The 15,726-nt window shown below is 47.5% G+C and carries 12 protein-coding genes; all 12 read left to right on the top strand.

Annotated features, from left to right (window positions below):
• Nucleotide 1 precedes the first annotated feature (1 nt).
• Complete coding sequence (locus ACESPU_RS05485) at nucleotides 2–1,018, top strand: dihydroxyacetone kinase subunit DhaK (RefSeq protein ID WP_057319654.1); 1,017 nt, start codon at nucleotides 2–4, stop codon at nucleotides 1,016–1,018.
• Nucleotides 1,019–1,027: 9 nt separating this feature from the next.
• Entirely contained in the window at nucleotides 1,028–1,642 is a 615-nt protein-coding gene (locus tag ACESPU_RS05480; protein WP_005863034.1) for a DAK2 domain-containing protein, read from the top strand.
• 68 nt (nucleotides 1,643–1,710) lie between these two features.
• Nucleotides 1,711–2,583, top strand: a complete 873-nt coding sequence (lsrF, locus tag ACESPU_RS05475) for a 3-hydroxy-5-phosphonooxypentane-2,4-dione thiolase (RefSeq protein ID WP_005863031.1) — start codon at nucleotides 1,711–1,713, stop codon at nucleotides 2,581–2,583.
• Between the two features lie 147 nt (nucleotides 2,584–2,730).
• Complete coding sequence (locus ACESPU_RS05470; RefSeq protein ID WP_005863029.1) at nucleotides 2,731–3,615, top strand: WD40 repeat domain-containing protein; 885 nt, start codon at nucleotides 2,731–2,733, stop codon at nucleotides 3,613–3,615.
• A 52-nt stretch (nucleotides 3,616–3,667) separates the two neighbouring features.
• Nucleotides 3,668–4,987, top strand: coding sequence for an MFS transporter (locus ACESPU_RS05465; RefSeq protein WP_373133185.1), 1,320 nt, complete (start codon nucleotides 3,668–3,670; stop codon nucleotides 4,985–4,987).
• Between the two features lie 19 nt (nucleotides 4,988–5,006).
• A complete protein-coding gene (locus tag ACESPU_RS05460; RefSeq protein WP_005857736.1) occupies nucleotides 5,007–6,005 on the top strand; it encodes a glycoside hydrolase family 130 protein in 999 nt (332 codons plus the stop codon).
• A gap of 119 nt (nucleotides 6,006–6,124) precedes the next feature.
• A complete protein-coding gene (locus tag ACESPU_RS05455; RefSeq protein WP_044544864.1) occupies nucleotides 6,125–6,466 on the top strand; it encodes a hypothetical protein in 342 nt (113 codons plus the stop codon).
• Nucleotides 6,467–6,615: 149 nt separating this feature from the next.
• Nucleotides 6,616–8,292, top strand: a complete 1,677-nt coding sequence (locus ACESPU_RS05450) for a sodium:alanine symporter family protein (RefSeq protein ID WP_197735326.1) — start codon at nucleotides 6,616–6,618, stop codon at nucleotides 8,290–8,292.
• A gap of 136 nt (nucleotides 8,293–8,428) precedes the next feature.
• The gene (locus ACESPU_RS05445) at nucleotides 8,429–10,147 is read left to right on the top strand and encodes a phosphoethanolamine transferase (protein WP_057326468.1); all 1,719 of its coding nucleotides are present in this window, start codon (nucleotides 8,429–8,431) and stop codon (nucleotides 10,145–10,147) included.
• A gap of 17 nt (nucleotides 10,148–10,164) precedes the next feature.
• The gene (locus ACESPU_RS05440; RefSeq protein WP_122144213.1) at nucleotides 10,165–12,651 is read left to right on the top strand and encodes an ATP-binding protein; all 2,487 of its coding nucleotides are present in this window, start codon (nucleotides 10,165–10,167) and stop codon (nucleotides 12,649–12,651) included.
• 370 nt (nucleotides 12,652–13,021) lie between these two features.
• A complete protein-coding gene (locus ACESPU_RS05435; protein WP_373133184.1) occupies nucleotides 13,022–14,194 on the top strand; it encodes a DUF418 domain-containing protein in 1,173 nt (390 codons plus the stop codon).
• A gap of 50 nt (nucleotides 14,195–14,244) precedes the next feature.
• Complete coding sequence (locus ACESPU_RS05430; RefSeq protein ID WP_373133183.1) at nucleotides 14,245–15,564, top strand: sigma-54-dependent transcriptional regulator; 1,320 nt, start codon at nucleotides 14,245–14,247, stop codon at nucleotides 15,562–15,564.
• The last annotated feature ends 162 nt before the right edge of the window (nucleotides 15,565–15,726 follow it).

Here is a 15,726-nt window from a genome sequence, read left to right as displayed (position 1 = left end):
CATGTCAGACATCAAGACAAAATTCATAAATGATCCTGAGAATATTACGGCTGAGTTATTGGAAGGCTATGTATTAGCGTATCCGAATCAGGTAAAGTTGGCGGCTGAGAATATCGTCGTACGTGCTAACCCGAAAGGCAATGATAAAGTAGCGATCGTTACCTTAGGCGGTTCCGGTCATGAGCCTGCCTTGAGCGGTTTCGTAGGAGAGGGCATGTTGGATTGCTCCGTCGTGGGTGACGTATTCGCCGCTCCGGGTGCCCAACGTTTGTTTCAGGCACTGCAATTGATGGATCGTGAGGCCGGGATCTTGCTGGTCGTATTGAACCATTCCGGCGACGTGATGAGCGCTAATATGGCTTGCCAGTTGGCTGCTCGTAAGGGTATCAAGGTGAAGAAATTACTTACGCATGATGATATCAGCGCAGGTATCGGGGCGAATGTAGATGATCGCCGTGGCTTGGCCGGTTGTGTTCCTTTGTATAAGATATTAGGTGCCGCCGCCGAGGAAGGGAAGTCTTTAGACGAGTTGATTGAGATAGGTGAACGCTATAATAAGAACGTGGCTACCTTGGCTGTCGCTATGCGTTCTTGTACGCATCCCCAAAATGGAGGTACGATCACGAATCTTCCCGATGGAATCATGGAGATCGGTATGGGCCAGCATGGCGAAGGCGGTGGTGGACAGAAACCGTTGGTATCCGCCGATGATACGGCAGCGGAGATGGTAGACCTACTTTGCCAGCAGTTACAGCCAAAAGCCGGTGATAAGATGTTATTGATCATTAACGGCGTAGGTGCTACTACCCATATGGAATTGAATATCATCTTCCGCAAGGCTTATAAGGAATTAGAGGCTCGTGGCTTGCAGGTTGTGGTAAGCCGTATCCAAGAGATCTTGACCGTACAGGAGCAAGCCGGATTCCAGATGATCATGGCGATCTTGGATGAGGATCATATCGATTATTTGAATAACAAACGTGCGGACGCACCTTATTGGACAACCCTAGGTAAATAAATAATATACATGAAACAACTTACTATCGAGGCCTTCAAGGCCATGTTAGACAATGCGCTGAAACAGATCAAGGCACGTGAGGAGGAATTTTCTAAATTGGATGCCGTAATCGGGGATGGAGATCATGGTACCGCTATCGTTGCCGCTATGACTGCCGTGAATAAAAGCGCTCAGTCTGGAACGGAGTTCAAGCAAATGCTTGGTGATATGGGTATGGACGTGATGATGGAAGTGAGCGGATCGACAAGTACCTTGCTCGGCGCTTTCTTCTTGGGTATGAGCGATCATGCAGAGGGAACCGAGTTGGATGCCGCAGGCGTGAAAGCTATGTTCGCCGGTGGCTTGGCGAATGTGCAACAACAAACCCAAGCGAAACGAGGCGACAAGACGATGATGGATGCCTTGATCCCGGCGGTGGAGGCTATGCAGGCTTGTACGTCGGATGATATCAAGGAAGTCTTGAATGCTGGCGCTAAAGCGGCGCTTGAGGGAGCGGAGGCTACGGTACCGATGAAAGCTAATTTTGGCCGTGCCCGTAATTATGGCGAGCGTTCGATTGGTTTCGCTGATAGCGGGGCTACTTCTTGGAGCTGTATGTTCGCTTCTTTTGCTGAGGCGCTATAAAATAATACACAGCGTGAGACGGGGCGTGCCCCGTCTCTATAAAATATAATAATAAACGAATAATAAATATGGCAGATTTAGATGATTTAAGAGAAGGTGCGGACTTCGGTTTAGGCATCAATTGTGAGAACCAGAGTTTCCATGTGAAGGGAGCCGAGAACTTACCTTGGGGTATGAAAGACCGTTTATCCCGTATCTTCAACCCGAAGACAGGCAAGGCGGTTATGCTTGCTTTTGACCATGGTTTCATCATGGGGCCGACTTCCGGTCTGGAGCGTATCGACTTGAATATCGTTCCTTTGATTGAATATGCGGATTGCTTGATGTGTACCCGTGGTATCCTGCAATCTACGATCCCTGCGAATACGACGAAACCGATTTGTCTTCGTTCGGACGCTGGAACGTCTATCCTTACGGATTTGAACGATAATGTATTGATCGATATAGAGGACGCTATCCGTATGAACGTTTCCGCCATGGCGGTTATGTTGGCTATCGGCGACGAGGCGCATGAGGCTAAGACTGTGGCTAACTTATATAAGGCGGTCGATAAGGCCAGCCGTTACAATATCCCAGTAATGGGTGTTACCGCCGTTGGTAAGCAAATGGCTCGAGACGCTCGTTATTTCGGTCTGGCTTCCCGTATCTGTGCGGAGAATGGCGCTAATATCGTGAAGACCTACTATTGTGAGGGCTTCGAGAAGGTAGCCGCCGCTTGCCCGGTTCCCGTGGTAATCGCCGGTGGTAAGAAATTACCGGAGAAGGAGGCGTTGGAATTATGTTATAATGCGATTAACGACGGTGCGGCCGGCGTGGATATGGGACGTAATGTATTCCAGAGTACTTCTCCTGTCGCCATGATCCAGGCGGTTCATGCGGTCGTGCATCAAGGTATCACGCCTGATCAGGGATATGAGTTGTTCCGTGACTTAGCGAAATAAAGAAGAATGAACCAATGTGTCGTTTCGCTAAATGTGTCAATATGCCAATGCGAATACAACACACATGATCTTTTTTTGCAGGGTGGATCCCATGTGTCCATCCTGCTATAATTGGCATATTATCTAATTAGTACATTATTATATACCATGAAAATCTATACTTTTATATTATCCGCATGCCTGCTACTCGTATGTTCCGCATGTCATGAGGCGTCGCATCATCTTTTATTAGGCGGTTCCGGCTGGGACAAGATCGCCATCGTAAACAAGAACACGAAAGAAATTGAATGGGAGCATCCCTTGGAAAAAGGATGGGAATGTAATTCCGTAGCTGTTACTCCCGATCGGAATATCCTTTTTTCCTATTCGAAAGGGGCGAAGCTAATCACACGGGATCATGAGGAGGTCTGGAATATCTCCGCTCCGGAAGGGTGTGAGATGCAGACAGCCCGTGTACTTTCCAACGGTAATTATTTATTGGCGTGGTGTGGAAACCCGGCTACGATCATGGAAGTGAACGCAAAAGGAGAGATCCTGTCGAAAACAGATTTCGATACCCGAATTGAGCAACCCCATGCACAATTCCGTCAAGTAAACAAGAATAAGCGGGGCAATTATCTAGTGCCCTTGTTCGCTACCTCCGAGATCCGGGAAATATCCCCGTCCGGTCAATTGCTGAAAAGCGTGAAAGTAGACGGTAACCCGTTTAGCGTGGCTGCGTTGGATAACGGTAATTATCTGGTCGCTTGCGGTGATGCCCATTGCTTCATAGAGCTGAATTTCGAGACAGGAGATATCGTTCGCAAGATGAATGCGAACGATATCGAGGGAGCCCAGCTTTTCTTTGTTGCCCAGTTGCTCCCTAAACGGGACGGTGGTTTGTATATCTGTAACTGGCAAGGCCATGACGGAGAGGCTGCGAAAGGACATTACCCGCAGTTGATCGAGATAAACGGAGCCGGAAAGATGGTCTGGGATTTGAATGATAACGCTACCTTCGGGATGATCTCCTCTATTTGTCCGATCGATTAAAGATATATCCGGATTATTAATTATATTTGTACACCTAAATTCTAAATAAAGCATGGAAGAGAAAAACACGAATGCTACTAAACGTCGAAACCCTGTGACTTGGGTCCCTAGTGTCTATTTTGCTATGGGATTGCCTTTTGTAGTGCTGAACATGGTTACCGTACTCATGTTTAAGGGATTGGATATATCGGATGCCCAGATTGCGTTATGGACCTCGGTTATCATGTTACCTTGGACCTTAAAGCCTTTATGGAGCCCGTTTTTGGAAATGTATCGTACTAAGAAATTCTTTGTCGTATTGACCCAGTTGTTATCCGGTTGCTTATTCGGTTTAGTGGCCTTGGCGTTAAACTTGCCGAGTTTCTTTGCTCTATCTATCGCATTATTAGGTATTATAGCGCTTAGCGGGGCTACGCATGACGTGGCAACGGATGGCGTTTATATGAAAGAGCTCTCGCCGGAGGATCAAGCCAAATATATCGGTTGGCAAGGTGCGTTTTACAATTTGGCGAAGATCGTAGCCACGGGTGGTCTGGTTTATCTGGCGGGTTATATGATGCAATATTTTACCGGGATAGGATTGGAGAAAGAGGCCGTGATATACGCTTGGATGATCGTTATGCTGCTTTGCGGTACGATCATGATCCTGCTTGGTTTTTATCATATGAAGATGTTGCCTTCGGGTGGGAAAGCCGCTACCGGAGAACATTCGTTGGAGGAAAGTATGGCTGAGTTATGGCTGGTCTTCAAGGAGTTCTTCACGAAGAAGTATATCGTGTGGTATATCTGTTTCATCATATTGTATCGTTTTGCCGAGGGTTTCGTGATAAAGATCGTACCTTTGTTCTTGAAAGCTCCGATAGCTGATCAAGGATTAGGACTAACGGAGCAAGAAATCGGTTTGTATTATGGTACGTTTGGAGCGGCGGCGTTCGTGCTGGGTTCTTTGCTCGGTGGATATTATATCTCGGCCAAGGGGTTGCGAAAGGTATTGTTTACGCTTTGTTGTTGTTTCAATATACCGTTTTTGGTATACACGTTCTTGGCGTGTTTCCAGCCTGATAATGGTCTCATTATCGCTTCCGCCATCGTATTCGAGTATTTTGGCTATGGATTCGGTTTCGTGGGCTTAATGCTGTTTATGATGCAACAGGTAGCTCCGGGCAAGCATCAGATGGCGCATTATGCGTTCGCTTCAGGTATCATGAACCTTGGCGTAATGCTTCCGGGAATGATGAGCGGTTTCGTGAGCGACTGGCTAGGTTATAAGTATTTCTTTATCGTGACCTTGCTGGCGATGATCCCTTCATTCTTGGTAGCCTATTTCGTACCGTTCACGTATGACGATAAAGGTAATAAGTTAGTACAGTAATATTTTAATAGGATTAGTTATGGATAATTTGAAAATCGTAGGCGCTCCGCTGCCTGATATGCCTTGGGAAGATCGTCCCGAGGGTAGCAAAGAAGTATTGTGGAGATATTCGAAGAACCCGGTGATTCCTCGTGATATCCTTCCGACATCGAACAGCGTGTTCAACAGTGCTGTTGTCCCTTTCAAAGGTGGTTATGCCGGTGTGTTCCGTTGCGACGATACGAATCGCCGGATGCGTTTGCACGTAGGTTTTAGCGCAGATGCCATTCATTGGAGTATCTCCGAGACAAAACTCGAGTTTGAGTGCGACGACAAGGAGATCGGCGAGTTTGTTTACGCCTACGACCCCCGTGTATGTTTTATCGAGGATCGTTATTATGTGACTTGGTGTAACGGTTATCATGGCCCGACGATCGGCGTGGCTTACACGTTCGATTTCGAGACCTTCCATCAGCTGGAGAACGCTTATCTGCCTTTCAACCGTAATGGCGTGATGTTCCCTCGTAAGATTAACGGAAACTTCGCCATGTTAAGCCGTCCGAGCGACAACGGTCATACTCCGTTCGGCGATATATTCTATAGCGAGTCTCCGGATATGTGTTTCTGGGGTAAACATCGCCACGTGATGTCTCCGGCTGCGTTCGAGGATAGCGCTTGGCAGTGTACGAAGATCGGTGCGGGCCCTATCCCTATCGAGACTTCCGAGGGCTGGTTATTGATTTACCACGGCGTGCTTCGTTCTTGCAACGGGTATGTGTATAGCTTCGGTTCCGCTATCTTGGATTTGGAGCAACCTTGGAAAGTGAAATTCCGCTCCGGACCTTATTTGTTATCCCCGCAAAAGGATTACGAGTGCATGGGAGACGTTCCGAACGTAGTCTTTCCCTGTGCCGCCTTGCATGATCCGGAGACGAAACGTATCGCTATCTATTACGGCTGCGCGGATACGGTAACAGGATTGGCTTTTGGCTATATTGATGAGATTTTGGACTTTACGAAGAAGAATTCTATCATTTAACAGACTCGAGAAGAACAATATACTTTTGTTGTCGAAACAATATACTTTTACACACGAAAGTATATTGTTTTAGAACAAAAAGTATATTGTTTTTTTTATTAGGTAAAAGAGTAAGAGTTATGACAAAGATACAACAGTTTTTGGCAGATCTGCCCGAGGAGAAGAAAGCCTTGTTTGTCCCTGTTTTCGGGAGCATGGAGAAATTTTATACGGTAGTTTACTTGATCGCCCGGAATGAGCACGTCACTGATCAGGAGAAGCCAGATCGTTATGAGGATCGTTTACAGGTGATTCGCCAGATACGTAACCGGGTGGAGAAACTAGTTTCCTCGTATGGCTTGGACGGAGGGGAGATCGTAGCCGATATCGCCAGCGACTATTTTGAGGATTATGTCAATTACAAAGAGCCGGAGCTAGACATTACGAATGATGAGTTTATCGCTATCCTCCAGAAAATATAGGAGATAAATATAATTTTATTGTGTGATAGTATCTTTTTGATTGTGAAAAAGCAATCTTGTAAGTCTAAAATGAAAAACAAAAGCTTGTAAGGTTGCTTTTTGTTTTATTATTCTTAACTTGCGGCATCATTATTTAAAAATGTAGGCAGATGATGCAAGAGTTGAATAACTTACTATCCCTTATTGACGCTCATTTTGGAGGATCACAATGGTTTGTTTTTCTATTACTGGGAACCGGATTGTTCTTTACGGTCTATCTTCGGTTTCCGCAATTGCGCTTTTTCGGGCATGCGATCAAGGTCGTGCGGGGGAAGTACGACAATAAGCAAGACATAGGAGATACCTCCCATTTCCAAGCGTTGGCAACTGCTCTTTCGGGTACGGTGGGGACCGGTAATATCGCCGGTGTCGCTCTGGCCATACATCTAGGTGGTCCTTCTGCCTTGTTTTGGATGTTGATGACGGCGTTCTTGGGTATGACTACCAAGATGGTAGAGGTCACCCTTTCCCATAAGTATCGTGAGCAGACGGAAGATGGTACGATTTCCGGCGGTCCGATGTATTATATGAAGCATCGTTTGCATATGCGTTGGTTGGCAGGACTTTTTGCGGTCGCTACTATTTTCTCCTCTTTCGGTACGGGTAGTCTGCCACAGGTAAATAGCATCTCGAACGCCATGTTTTCGGCGTTCGGTATTCAGCAATATATTACCGGGGCGGTTTTATCGGTCTTGCTGGGATTGATCGTGATCGGGGGAATCAAGCGTATAGCGCAGGTTACCGAGAAGTTGGTGCCTTTTATGGCGGTCGTCTATCTGCTCGGTGCCTTCAGCATATTGGCCTATAATTACCAGCATATCCTACCTTCGTTTATCTCTGTTTTCTCGAATATCTTTTCCGGTACGGCGGCTACGGGTGGTTTCTTAGGAGCGACGGTTGTCTGGGCTTTTAACCGAGGTGTGAACCGTGGATTATTCTCGAATGAGGCGGGGCAAGGTTCCGCTCCGATCGCTCATGCGGCAGCCAAGACGGAAGAGCCGGTATCCGAGGGTATGGTCGCTTTATTGGAGCCGTTCATCGATACGATCGTGATTTGTTCGATAACCGGCTTGGTTCTATTGTCATCCGGTACTTGGCTGAAAAAGTTTGAGAATAAGTTTCAGCAGGCGGATACGGTAGTCTTGTCCGGTGCTTATCATGAATCGGACCCGGACGGTAAATCCGCAGTGTCGGAGCATGTACTAGGGAATAAGCCCCTGCCTTTTTATACAGGCTCCTTGGAGGTCCGGAACGGACAGATCCTAAATACGGATATAACGTTACTACACGCACGTTCCTTTGCGGATAGCGTGCGGGTCAAGGAAGGGAAGGAGGTGTTGTTTAGTGGTACGCTCTCTGTACGTGACGGACGTATCGAATTACCTATGAATAAAGAGCGTGCGGTGTATTTAACCGGTAAGTCGCTGCTTCATTCCGCCCCCTTGTCTACGGAGGCGTTTAAGAAAGGTTTTTTAGGGGATTGGGGGCAGTTTATTATTCCGTTTTCCCTGTTGTTGTTTGCGTTTTCTACAACGATAGCATGGTCTTACTACGGTGATCGGGCGGTGACCTACCTTTGGGGAACGAAATATGTCCGTATTTACCACGTAATCTATATTGTCGGATTTTTCTTGGCCTCGTTCACGGATACTACTATTGTTTGGACATTATCCGGTATCACCGTGGCTTTGATGACGCTCCCGAACTTGATTGGTATCTTGCTGTTACATAAGGAAGTGAAAAGCTCTGTCAATGAGTATTGGCGACGGATGAAAGAGAAGTTATGAATGTCAATAACATTTTTTGTGTATAATACGCTTTGTATGTGTTTAATAACGCCTATCTTTGCCAATTGCCGGAATTTCAGGTTCTGGGTATTCGTTGAGAAGAGTAATGATTGAGAGTTGGCAAAGTTTTGATTGAATGAAGTATTTTACAAGGTTAATACGCTGGATATCTTCACAGGAGCATTTATATTTCTTATTTGCCCTGTTATTTATCATCCCAAACTGTGTGTTCTTTTTTACGGAACCGCTTCCCGTCACGGTCGGTATCGCCTCGTTGCTGATACCTTTGGCCTTTTGGATGTGTGTTTTATTAGTGGCCCGTAAACCGGGGATCGTGGTTTGGTGCCTGTTGCCGAAGGTTATATTAGATGGGGGGCAGTTGGTGCTTCTGTATCTTTTCGGACAGTCCGTGATAGCGGTTGATATGTATTTGAACCTTACCAGCTCGAACGCTTCCGAGGCTAGTGAGTTATTGGGGAATATCATTTTGGTGATCGGTTGCGTATTCTTTTTCTATACATTACCTACGCTGGTGCTCGCTTGTCGTTCGATACGGCAGAAAGAGAAACTGCGAAATCCTTTCCGGAAGAAATGGGCCAAGATCAGCCTAGGCATGTTTGTCGTGGGTTTGCTCCTTTGCTTCCTGTCTCCTTCGCAAGATCACCGGTTCTCATGGAAGGACGATGTATATCCGGCTAACGCCCTATACAATTTATATTTCGCCATAAATAAGGCGGAGAGGAACAGCAAGTATCATATTACTTCCGCCGACTTTAAGTTCGACGCCACTAAGCCGGAGCAAGCGGAGGGAAAACGGGAGATCTACGTCTTGGTAGTGGGAGAGACCTCCCGTGCTATGGAATGGAGCCTTTACGGATACGAGCGCAAGACGACTCCCCGTATGGAGGCTTTAGACGGATTGGTGCATTTCACGGATGTGGTGACGCAATCGAATAATACGCATAAAAGTGTCCCCATTATCCTGTCCGCTGCCAGCGCCGAGAATTATGGAGTCCTTTACGACGAGAAAAGTATCGTGACCGCTTTCAAAGAGGCTGGTTTCCGTACGCTCGTGATCGCCAACCAGAAACTAACGACCTCGATGATCGGCGCTTTTTACCGGGAGGCAGATACCTTTATCGATATGAGCGCATTTAATACGGGTTCTACGCTAATCTCCTTGCACGATGCGGCGATCCTGCCTTATCTAAAGAAGGAACTGGATAAAGAGGACGGTAATCTTTTCGTAGTACTTCATACTTATGGCTCGCATTTTAATTACCATGAACGTTATCCGAAGGAGTTCCGTTTCTATACACCGGATAAGGCGGAGGGAATTCGTGCCTCGTATAAAAAGGAGTTACGGAACGCTTATGATAATTCCATCCACTATACGGATTACGTGCTGGGGGAAATCGTGGATATGTTGGCGAAGACAAATGCTCCGGCATCCATGCTTTACTTAAGCGATCATGGAGAGGATATCTTCGATGATTCCAGAGCCCGTTATCTGCATGCTTCTCCGATACCGACCTATTACCAGTTGCATATCCCGTATGTGATCTGGTTCTCGAAGGCTTACCGGGAGTCATATCCCCAGAAATATCTGGAAGCGCAGGCACACGAGACTTATCCGGTTAGCACGAACAGCGTATTCCATACGATGCTTGATATAGCTGGCGTGCGGACTCCGGTGGCCGATTCCACGTTTGCCTTAACGAATCGTGCCTTCAAGGTACGTGACCGTATGTATCTGGGAGACCATGACGACCCGATCCCATTTTGGAAAGTCGGCTTAAAAAAGCAGGATTTTGAGATGATGGATAAATGGGATATCGCTTATGATAGGAATTAGACTGATCTCAACCGTATATGAAAGAGCAAAGCGGACATATTACTAGCAAGGTGATATTAGGCTATATTTTGCTGATTACCATTGCGGTCTGCTCGGTCGCTTACATTTATAATATAGTAGAGAAAGTGGCCGAGGAGGACGAGCCGGATCATCAGGCACGCCGGAAGGTGTACTTGGTCACTAATACGCTCTCCCTGCTCTATGAAAGCGAGGCGTTGGGGCAGTTGGTAGGCATGCCCCAGAACGAGTTCCGCCACTTCAATCGTACGTTGAATAAGGCCCATAATAACATGGATTCGTTGAGGACCTTGGTGACGGACTCCATGCAACTCCTGAAAATAGATACGATCGACATACTGCTGGAGCGTAAGCGATGGAATACCCGTCGTTTGCTTGAGACTTGGCAGGAAGCGAACACGGAGCGTCTTTATACGGAGAATATCGAGAAAATAATTGCCGTCCGGGATACAATCGTAAACGAGGTGCAGGTACAAGAGCGGGTAGAGGTCAAGCAAGATACGGTGGTAGTTCCCCGTAAAAAGAAGGGATTCTTCAAGCGTTTGGCCGACGTGTTCTCTCCCGGCAAGGAAGATACCAGCATCGTGGTGAACACGACCCGGGAGATCGTTACCGATACGTTGGTGAACGCTTATAATCCGACCGATACGATTGTCAGCGTGCTGAAAAGCATCCAAGACAGTGTGGCTTGGCAACGGCAACAACTGATGGATCAGTTGTTGGAAAGGGCCTCTAACTTACGGTATAACAATAGCGTGATTACCCGGGAGATCAACCAGATGCTCCGTAATATAGAGGAGGAGGAGATGGAGGCGTCGCTGGAAAGGGTCTATAAGAAGCAGGTACTATTAAGGGAGACCTCCCATTTGATCGCCGGAATCGCGATCGTCTCCGTGGTAATCGCCTTTCTGTTCCTCTTCTTTATCTCACGGGATATCTCACGAAGTAAATATTACCGTATGCAACTGGAAAAGGCGAAACAGGTCGCCGAGAGCTTATTGCGAAGCCGTGAGAAGCTGATGTTGACGATCAGCCACGATATACGGGCTCCGCTCTCTTCCATCATCGGATATATCGAGCTTTTGCTACGCCGCCATCCAGACGAGCGTCAGCAATATTATCTGGAGAACATGAAAGGTTCCTCGGATCATATCCTTTCCTTGGTGAACGACCTGTTGGATTTCCAGCGGTTGGAGTCCGGCGAGATGGAGGTGCATAGCGTTCCCTTCCGTGTCCCAGTCTTGTTCGATGAGATCTATACCAGCTTCCAGCCGATAGCGGAGGCGAAAGGCTTACGGTTTGTCTTGAACCTGGAACCGGAGGAGACTGGGCAAGTCTATATGGGCGACCCGATCCGTATCCGGCAGGTCGTAGGAAACCTCTTATCCAACGCTATCAAGTTCACGGAAGCGGGACGAGTTGTCCTCCTCGTCTCCCTCCAAAAACTTTCAATTATCAATTATCAATTATCTATTACCGTAAGCGATTCCGGTCCGGGCATCCCGAAAGAGGAACAAGAGCGGATATTCGGGGAGTTTACCCGCCTTGCCGATACGGAAGAGGCGGAAGGTTTCGGTCTGGGCCTCTCCATCACCCGTAAGCTTCTGTCCTTGATGAACGGTACGCTTGCTTTGGATAGTACCCCGGGGAAAGGCAGTGATTTCACGATCTTGCTACCTCTTCCCTTGGCCGATAATCAATCTTTGCCGGACGTAACGGCGGAGGCTCCGGATGCTGGTGAGGCCGAGGCTTTACCCTTGTTTGAGGGGCAAGATGTCTATTGTCTTCTGGTTGATGATGATCCTCTACAACTGGCCTTGACGGAGGAACTCTTGAAGCAGAGTCACGTGCAGGTGGTAGGTTGTACGAATCCGCATAACGTCCTCGAGCTATTGCGGAACACCGTATTCAACGCCATTATCACCGATATACAGATGCCGACGCTGGATGGCTATCATTTACTGGAGCGGATACGTACGTCCGGTATCCCCGGAACGGATGAGATCCCGGTGATCGCCCTATCTGCCAGTATCGCCAAGGAGCACGAGCATTATCTGGAGGCTGGTTTCACGGGTTTCTTGAACAAGCCGTTTACCGCCGCCCAATTAATCTCCTTGCTGAATGAGTTGCTGACACTCCATCTGGAGGCAAGGAGCGAGTTGAATTTCTCTTCGTTGACCGCTTTTGCCGGAGAGGATCCGGAGGCCTCAGCCTCTATACTGAAAACCTTCTCGGAGGAAACCCGCAAGAGCATCGACTTACTTCGGGATGCGTTAGAGGGAAAAGACCGGGAGGAAGCCTCCCGGATATCTCATAAGTTGATTCCCCTGTTCACGATGCTGGGGGCCAATTCTTTGGTACAACACCTGCGGATCTTGGAGAAGAATGATGAGGAACTGACCGATTCCGGCTGGTACCACCTGCTGGGCGAGGTAATCGAGCAAGCGCTTGCTATCGTGAAGGATGCGGAGTCCGCCATCGGGTAATCTTGTGGAATCCGGTGTGGAATAAATACCCATCCGTGGAATGCCTTTCCCCATGCTTTTGAAATAAAATTCCACTTTATAGAAACAAAATTTATCTATTACTTGTTAAAGGATAAGTAGTTAGATATTCATTATCGTGCGTTTCGCTGGCTTTGGCACGATATTCGCTATCTATTTAATGAAATCGCAAGTGGGCGTTTCTACATTTAAACCGTTAAAAACAAAAGTCATGAATTTATTCATGGCGAAAGATTAAGTCCTGAGTATTCAATTTAAGTCTGCAAAAGAAAAAGGCATCCTTTCGAGGATGCTTTTTCTATTTAGTTTCGTTACTTTTGCCACGAAATAATAAAATCTACTGAATCATATCATGGAACACGCACTACAATCCCGACCTCGTATCGAGGTGGTCGACGCATTACGAGGATTTGCCGTTATGGCTATTATCCTATTGCATAATATCGAGCATTTTAACTTGTATAATTTTCCGGAGGCTACTACCGATTTTATGAAAGCCTTGGATAAAGGGGTATGGGATACCTTGTTCTTCCTCTTTTCCGGGAAGGCATACGCTATTTTCGCCCTGCTGTTCGGTTTTAGCTTCTTTATCCAGTTTGATAACCAAGCGAGGAAAGGGAAGGACTTCCGGCTTCGTTTCTTCTGGCGGTTGGTGCTCCTATTCTTTATCGGTTGCTTCAACGCATCGTTCTTCCCGGGGGAGATCTTGGTGCTTTATTCGATCTTGGGTATTGTGTTGATACCGGTTTGCAAGTTGAGTAATAAGGTGGTATTAGCGATCGCCGTGGTCTTGATGCTACAGCCTATGGAGTGGGGTAAATTCATGTATGCCCTGATGCATCCGGAATCTGTGGCATCCAAGGAACAATGGCTGGTGCACTGTATGCGGATCTATCCGTATATGGAAGGTACCAGCTTTTGGGAAATGGTCAAGTCCAATCTGTGGGACGGGCAGCTGTATAGCCTTCTCTGGGCTTGGAGCTATGGACGTTTCTTCCAGACATCGGCTCTCTTTATGCTGGGCATGTTGTTGGGACGCAAGGGATTGTTTGTCGATCTGGAGAAGCACCGGACGTTTTGGACAAGGACCTTTGTTATCGGGGTAGTTTGTTTCATTCCCCTCTATTATCTGTCCCTTTCCCTACCCGGTTTGCTGGAGCGTACCGAAGAGCTTCGCCCGATGAGCACGATCGTGTCTTCCTTGCGTAATTTCTCGTTCATGTGCGTATTGGTATCCTCCTTTATCTTCTTGTGGCAGTGGAAAGCGCCGCATAAGGTGCTTCACGGGCTTGTGCCTTACGGGAAAATGAGCTTGACGAATTACCTCACGCAATCGATGGTAGGCTCTTTCATCTATTTCGGATACGGTTTATCCCTGTATGACGATCTGGGGACGACCGCCAGCTTCGCCGTAGGAATCCTTCTTTTCATTCTCCAGCTAGGTTTTTGCCACTGGTGGTTAGCCCATCATAAACAAGGTCCTTTCGAGGGAGTATGGCGTAAAGCTACGTGGATGTTTTCTTGATTCGTTTTATTTATTTACCTTTGTGGTTACTATAAATAATCTGAGTGGGTATGTTGTCGATTCTAATCGTTGAAGATGATATAACTTTTTCCTTGATGCTTACCACATGGCTGGGTAAGAAAGGGTTTGTCGTAAGATCCTCGTCCTCTGTTTCCGATGCTAAACGGAGGCTGGGGGAGGAAGCGTTCGATTTGGTTATATCGGATTTACGCCTGCCGGATAGTGACGGGATCGACTTATTGAAATGGCTGAAGAATACCCATCCTTCCTTACCCCTTATCATGATGACCAGTTATGCGGAGATACAAACGGCGGTTCAGGCGATGAAGCTGGGAGCGGCGGATTATATCGCTAAGCCGTTGAACCCGGATGAGTTGCTGGGAAAGATCAAGGAACTTGTGTACGTGGAGGAGAAGGCTCCGGCGAGAGTCCCGGTTTCTTCGGCCCCGGATCTTTATATCGAGGGGCAGAGCCAAGCGGCCCGCCAGCTTTATGAGCATGTGCGTTTGGTGGCTCCGACGGATATGTCGGTATTGGTGACCGGCGCTAGCGGTACCGGTAAGGAGTATATCGCCCGTCGGATCCACGAGCAAAGTAATCGTAGCAAGGCTCCGTTTGTCGCCGTGGATTGCGGCGCTATCCCCAAGGAATTGGCGGCTTCCGAGTTCTTCGGCCACGTGAAAGGTTCTTTTACGGGGGCGATCGAGAACAAGACTGGGGCGTTTGTGGCGGCTCAAGGCGGTACGATATTTTTGGATGAGATCGGGAACCTGACGTATGAGGTACAGGTTCAGCTATTGCGTGCCCTACAGGAGCGCAAGGTAAAGCCGATCGGGAGCAATCAGGAGATCGCTATCAACGTGCGCTTGATATCCGCGACGAACGAGAACTTGCGGCAGGCGATCGAGAAAGGAGATTTCCGTGAGGACCTGTACCATCGTATCAATGAGTTCACGATCCGTATCCCGGACTTGAAAGAGCGAAAAGAGGATTTGCTCTTGTTCGCCAACCACTTCCTCGATCTGGCGAATAGCGAGCTCCGTAAGGATATCATCGGTTTCGACAACGATACCATGCAATTGTTCCAATCCTATTCTTGGCCGGGTAACCTGCGGCAGATGAAGAACGTTATCAAGTACGCTACCTTATTGGCGACCGGTCGATACATCACCCGCAAGGAACTTCCGGAGGAACTGACGGAGAACCTCTCTTCGCACACCAACATCCAGCTTAAGAACGTGGAGCATGAACGTGACCTTATCCGTAAGGCCCTCCAAGAGTGCGGCAATAATAAGACTCGTGCGGCCCAGTTATTGGGCATCGACCGGAAGACGCTTTACAATAAGCTGAAGATTTATCAGTTGGATTGAAAATTCCGTGTTTTATGTGAGTGCTTAAGGCGTATTGGGAGCCTCTGGCTTGTATGATGGGTCTGTTGCGAAATAGAAGCTTATTCTGACTATTTGCTTCATATTATACGAATATGTTGACATACCCTTCGTGCGAAAGTGACAAGATAATGAGATAGGCGT

Origin of the sequence: Parabacteroides sp. 20_3, from assembly GCF_964238835.1 — a bacterium.
GTDB classification, from domain to species: domain Bacteria; phylum Bacteroidota; class Bacteroidia; order Bacteroidales; family Tannerellaceae; genus Parabacteroides; species Parabacteroides distasonis.
The sequence above is the reverse complement of the archived record's forward strand: the minus strand, read 5'-3'. Positions and strand labels throughout refer to the sequence as shown.

What these genes read in the sequence shown, in the direction of transcription:
- ACESPU_RS05485 (WP_057319654.1), top strand. Translation starts at nt 2, where the DNA reads ATGTCAGACATCAAGACAAAATTCATAAATGATCCTGAGAATATTACG.
- ACESPU_RS05480 (WP_005863034.1), top strand. Translation starts at nt 1,028, where the DNA reads ATGAAACAACTTACTATCGAGGCCTTCAAGGCCATGTTAGACAATGCG.
- lsrF (WP_005863031.1), top strand. Translation starts at nt 1,711, where the DNA reads ATGGCAGATTTAGATGATTTAAGAGAAGGTGCGGACTTCGGTTTAGGC.
- ACESPU_RS05470 (WP_005863029.1), top strand. Translation starts at nt 2,731, where the DNA reads ATGAAAATCTATACTTTTATATTATCCGCATGCCTGCTACTCGTATGT.
- ACESPU_RS05465 (WP_373133185.1), top strand. Translation starts at nt 3,668, where the DNA reads ATGGAAGAGAAAAACACGAATGCTACTAAACGTCGAAACCCTGTGACT.
- ACESPU_RS05460 (WP_005857736.1), top strand. Translation starts at nt 5,007, where the DNA reads ATGGATAATTTGAAAATCGTAGGCGCTCCGCTGCCTGATATGCCTTGG.
- ACESPU_RS05455 (WP_044544864.1), top strand. Translation starts at nt 6,125, where the DNA reads ATGACAAAGATACAACAGTTTTTGGCAGATCTGCCCGAGGAGAAGAAA.
- ACESPU_RS05450 (WP_197735326.1), top strand. Translation starts at nt 6,616, where the DNA reads ATGATGCAAGAGTTGAATAACTTACTATCCCTTATTGACGCTCATTTT.
- ACESPU_RS05445 (WP_057326468.1), top strand. Translation starts at nt 8,429, where the DNA reads ATGAAGTATTTTACAAGGTTAATACGCTGGATATCTTCACAGGAGCAT.
- ACESPU_RS05440 (WP_122144213.1), top strand. Translation starts at nt 10,165, where the DNA reads ATGAAAGAGCAAAGCGGACATATTACTAGCAAGGTGATATTAGGCTAT.
- ACESPU_RS05435 (WP_373133184.1), top strand. Translation starts at nt 13,022, where the DNA reads ATGGAACACGCACTACAATCCCGACCTCGTATCGAGGTGGTCGACGCA.
- ACESPU_RS05430 (WP_373133183.1), top strand. Translation starts at nt 14,245, where the DNA reads ATGTTGTCGATTCTAATCGTTGAAGATGATATAACTTTTTCCTTGATG.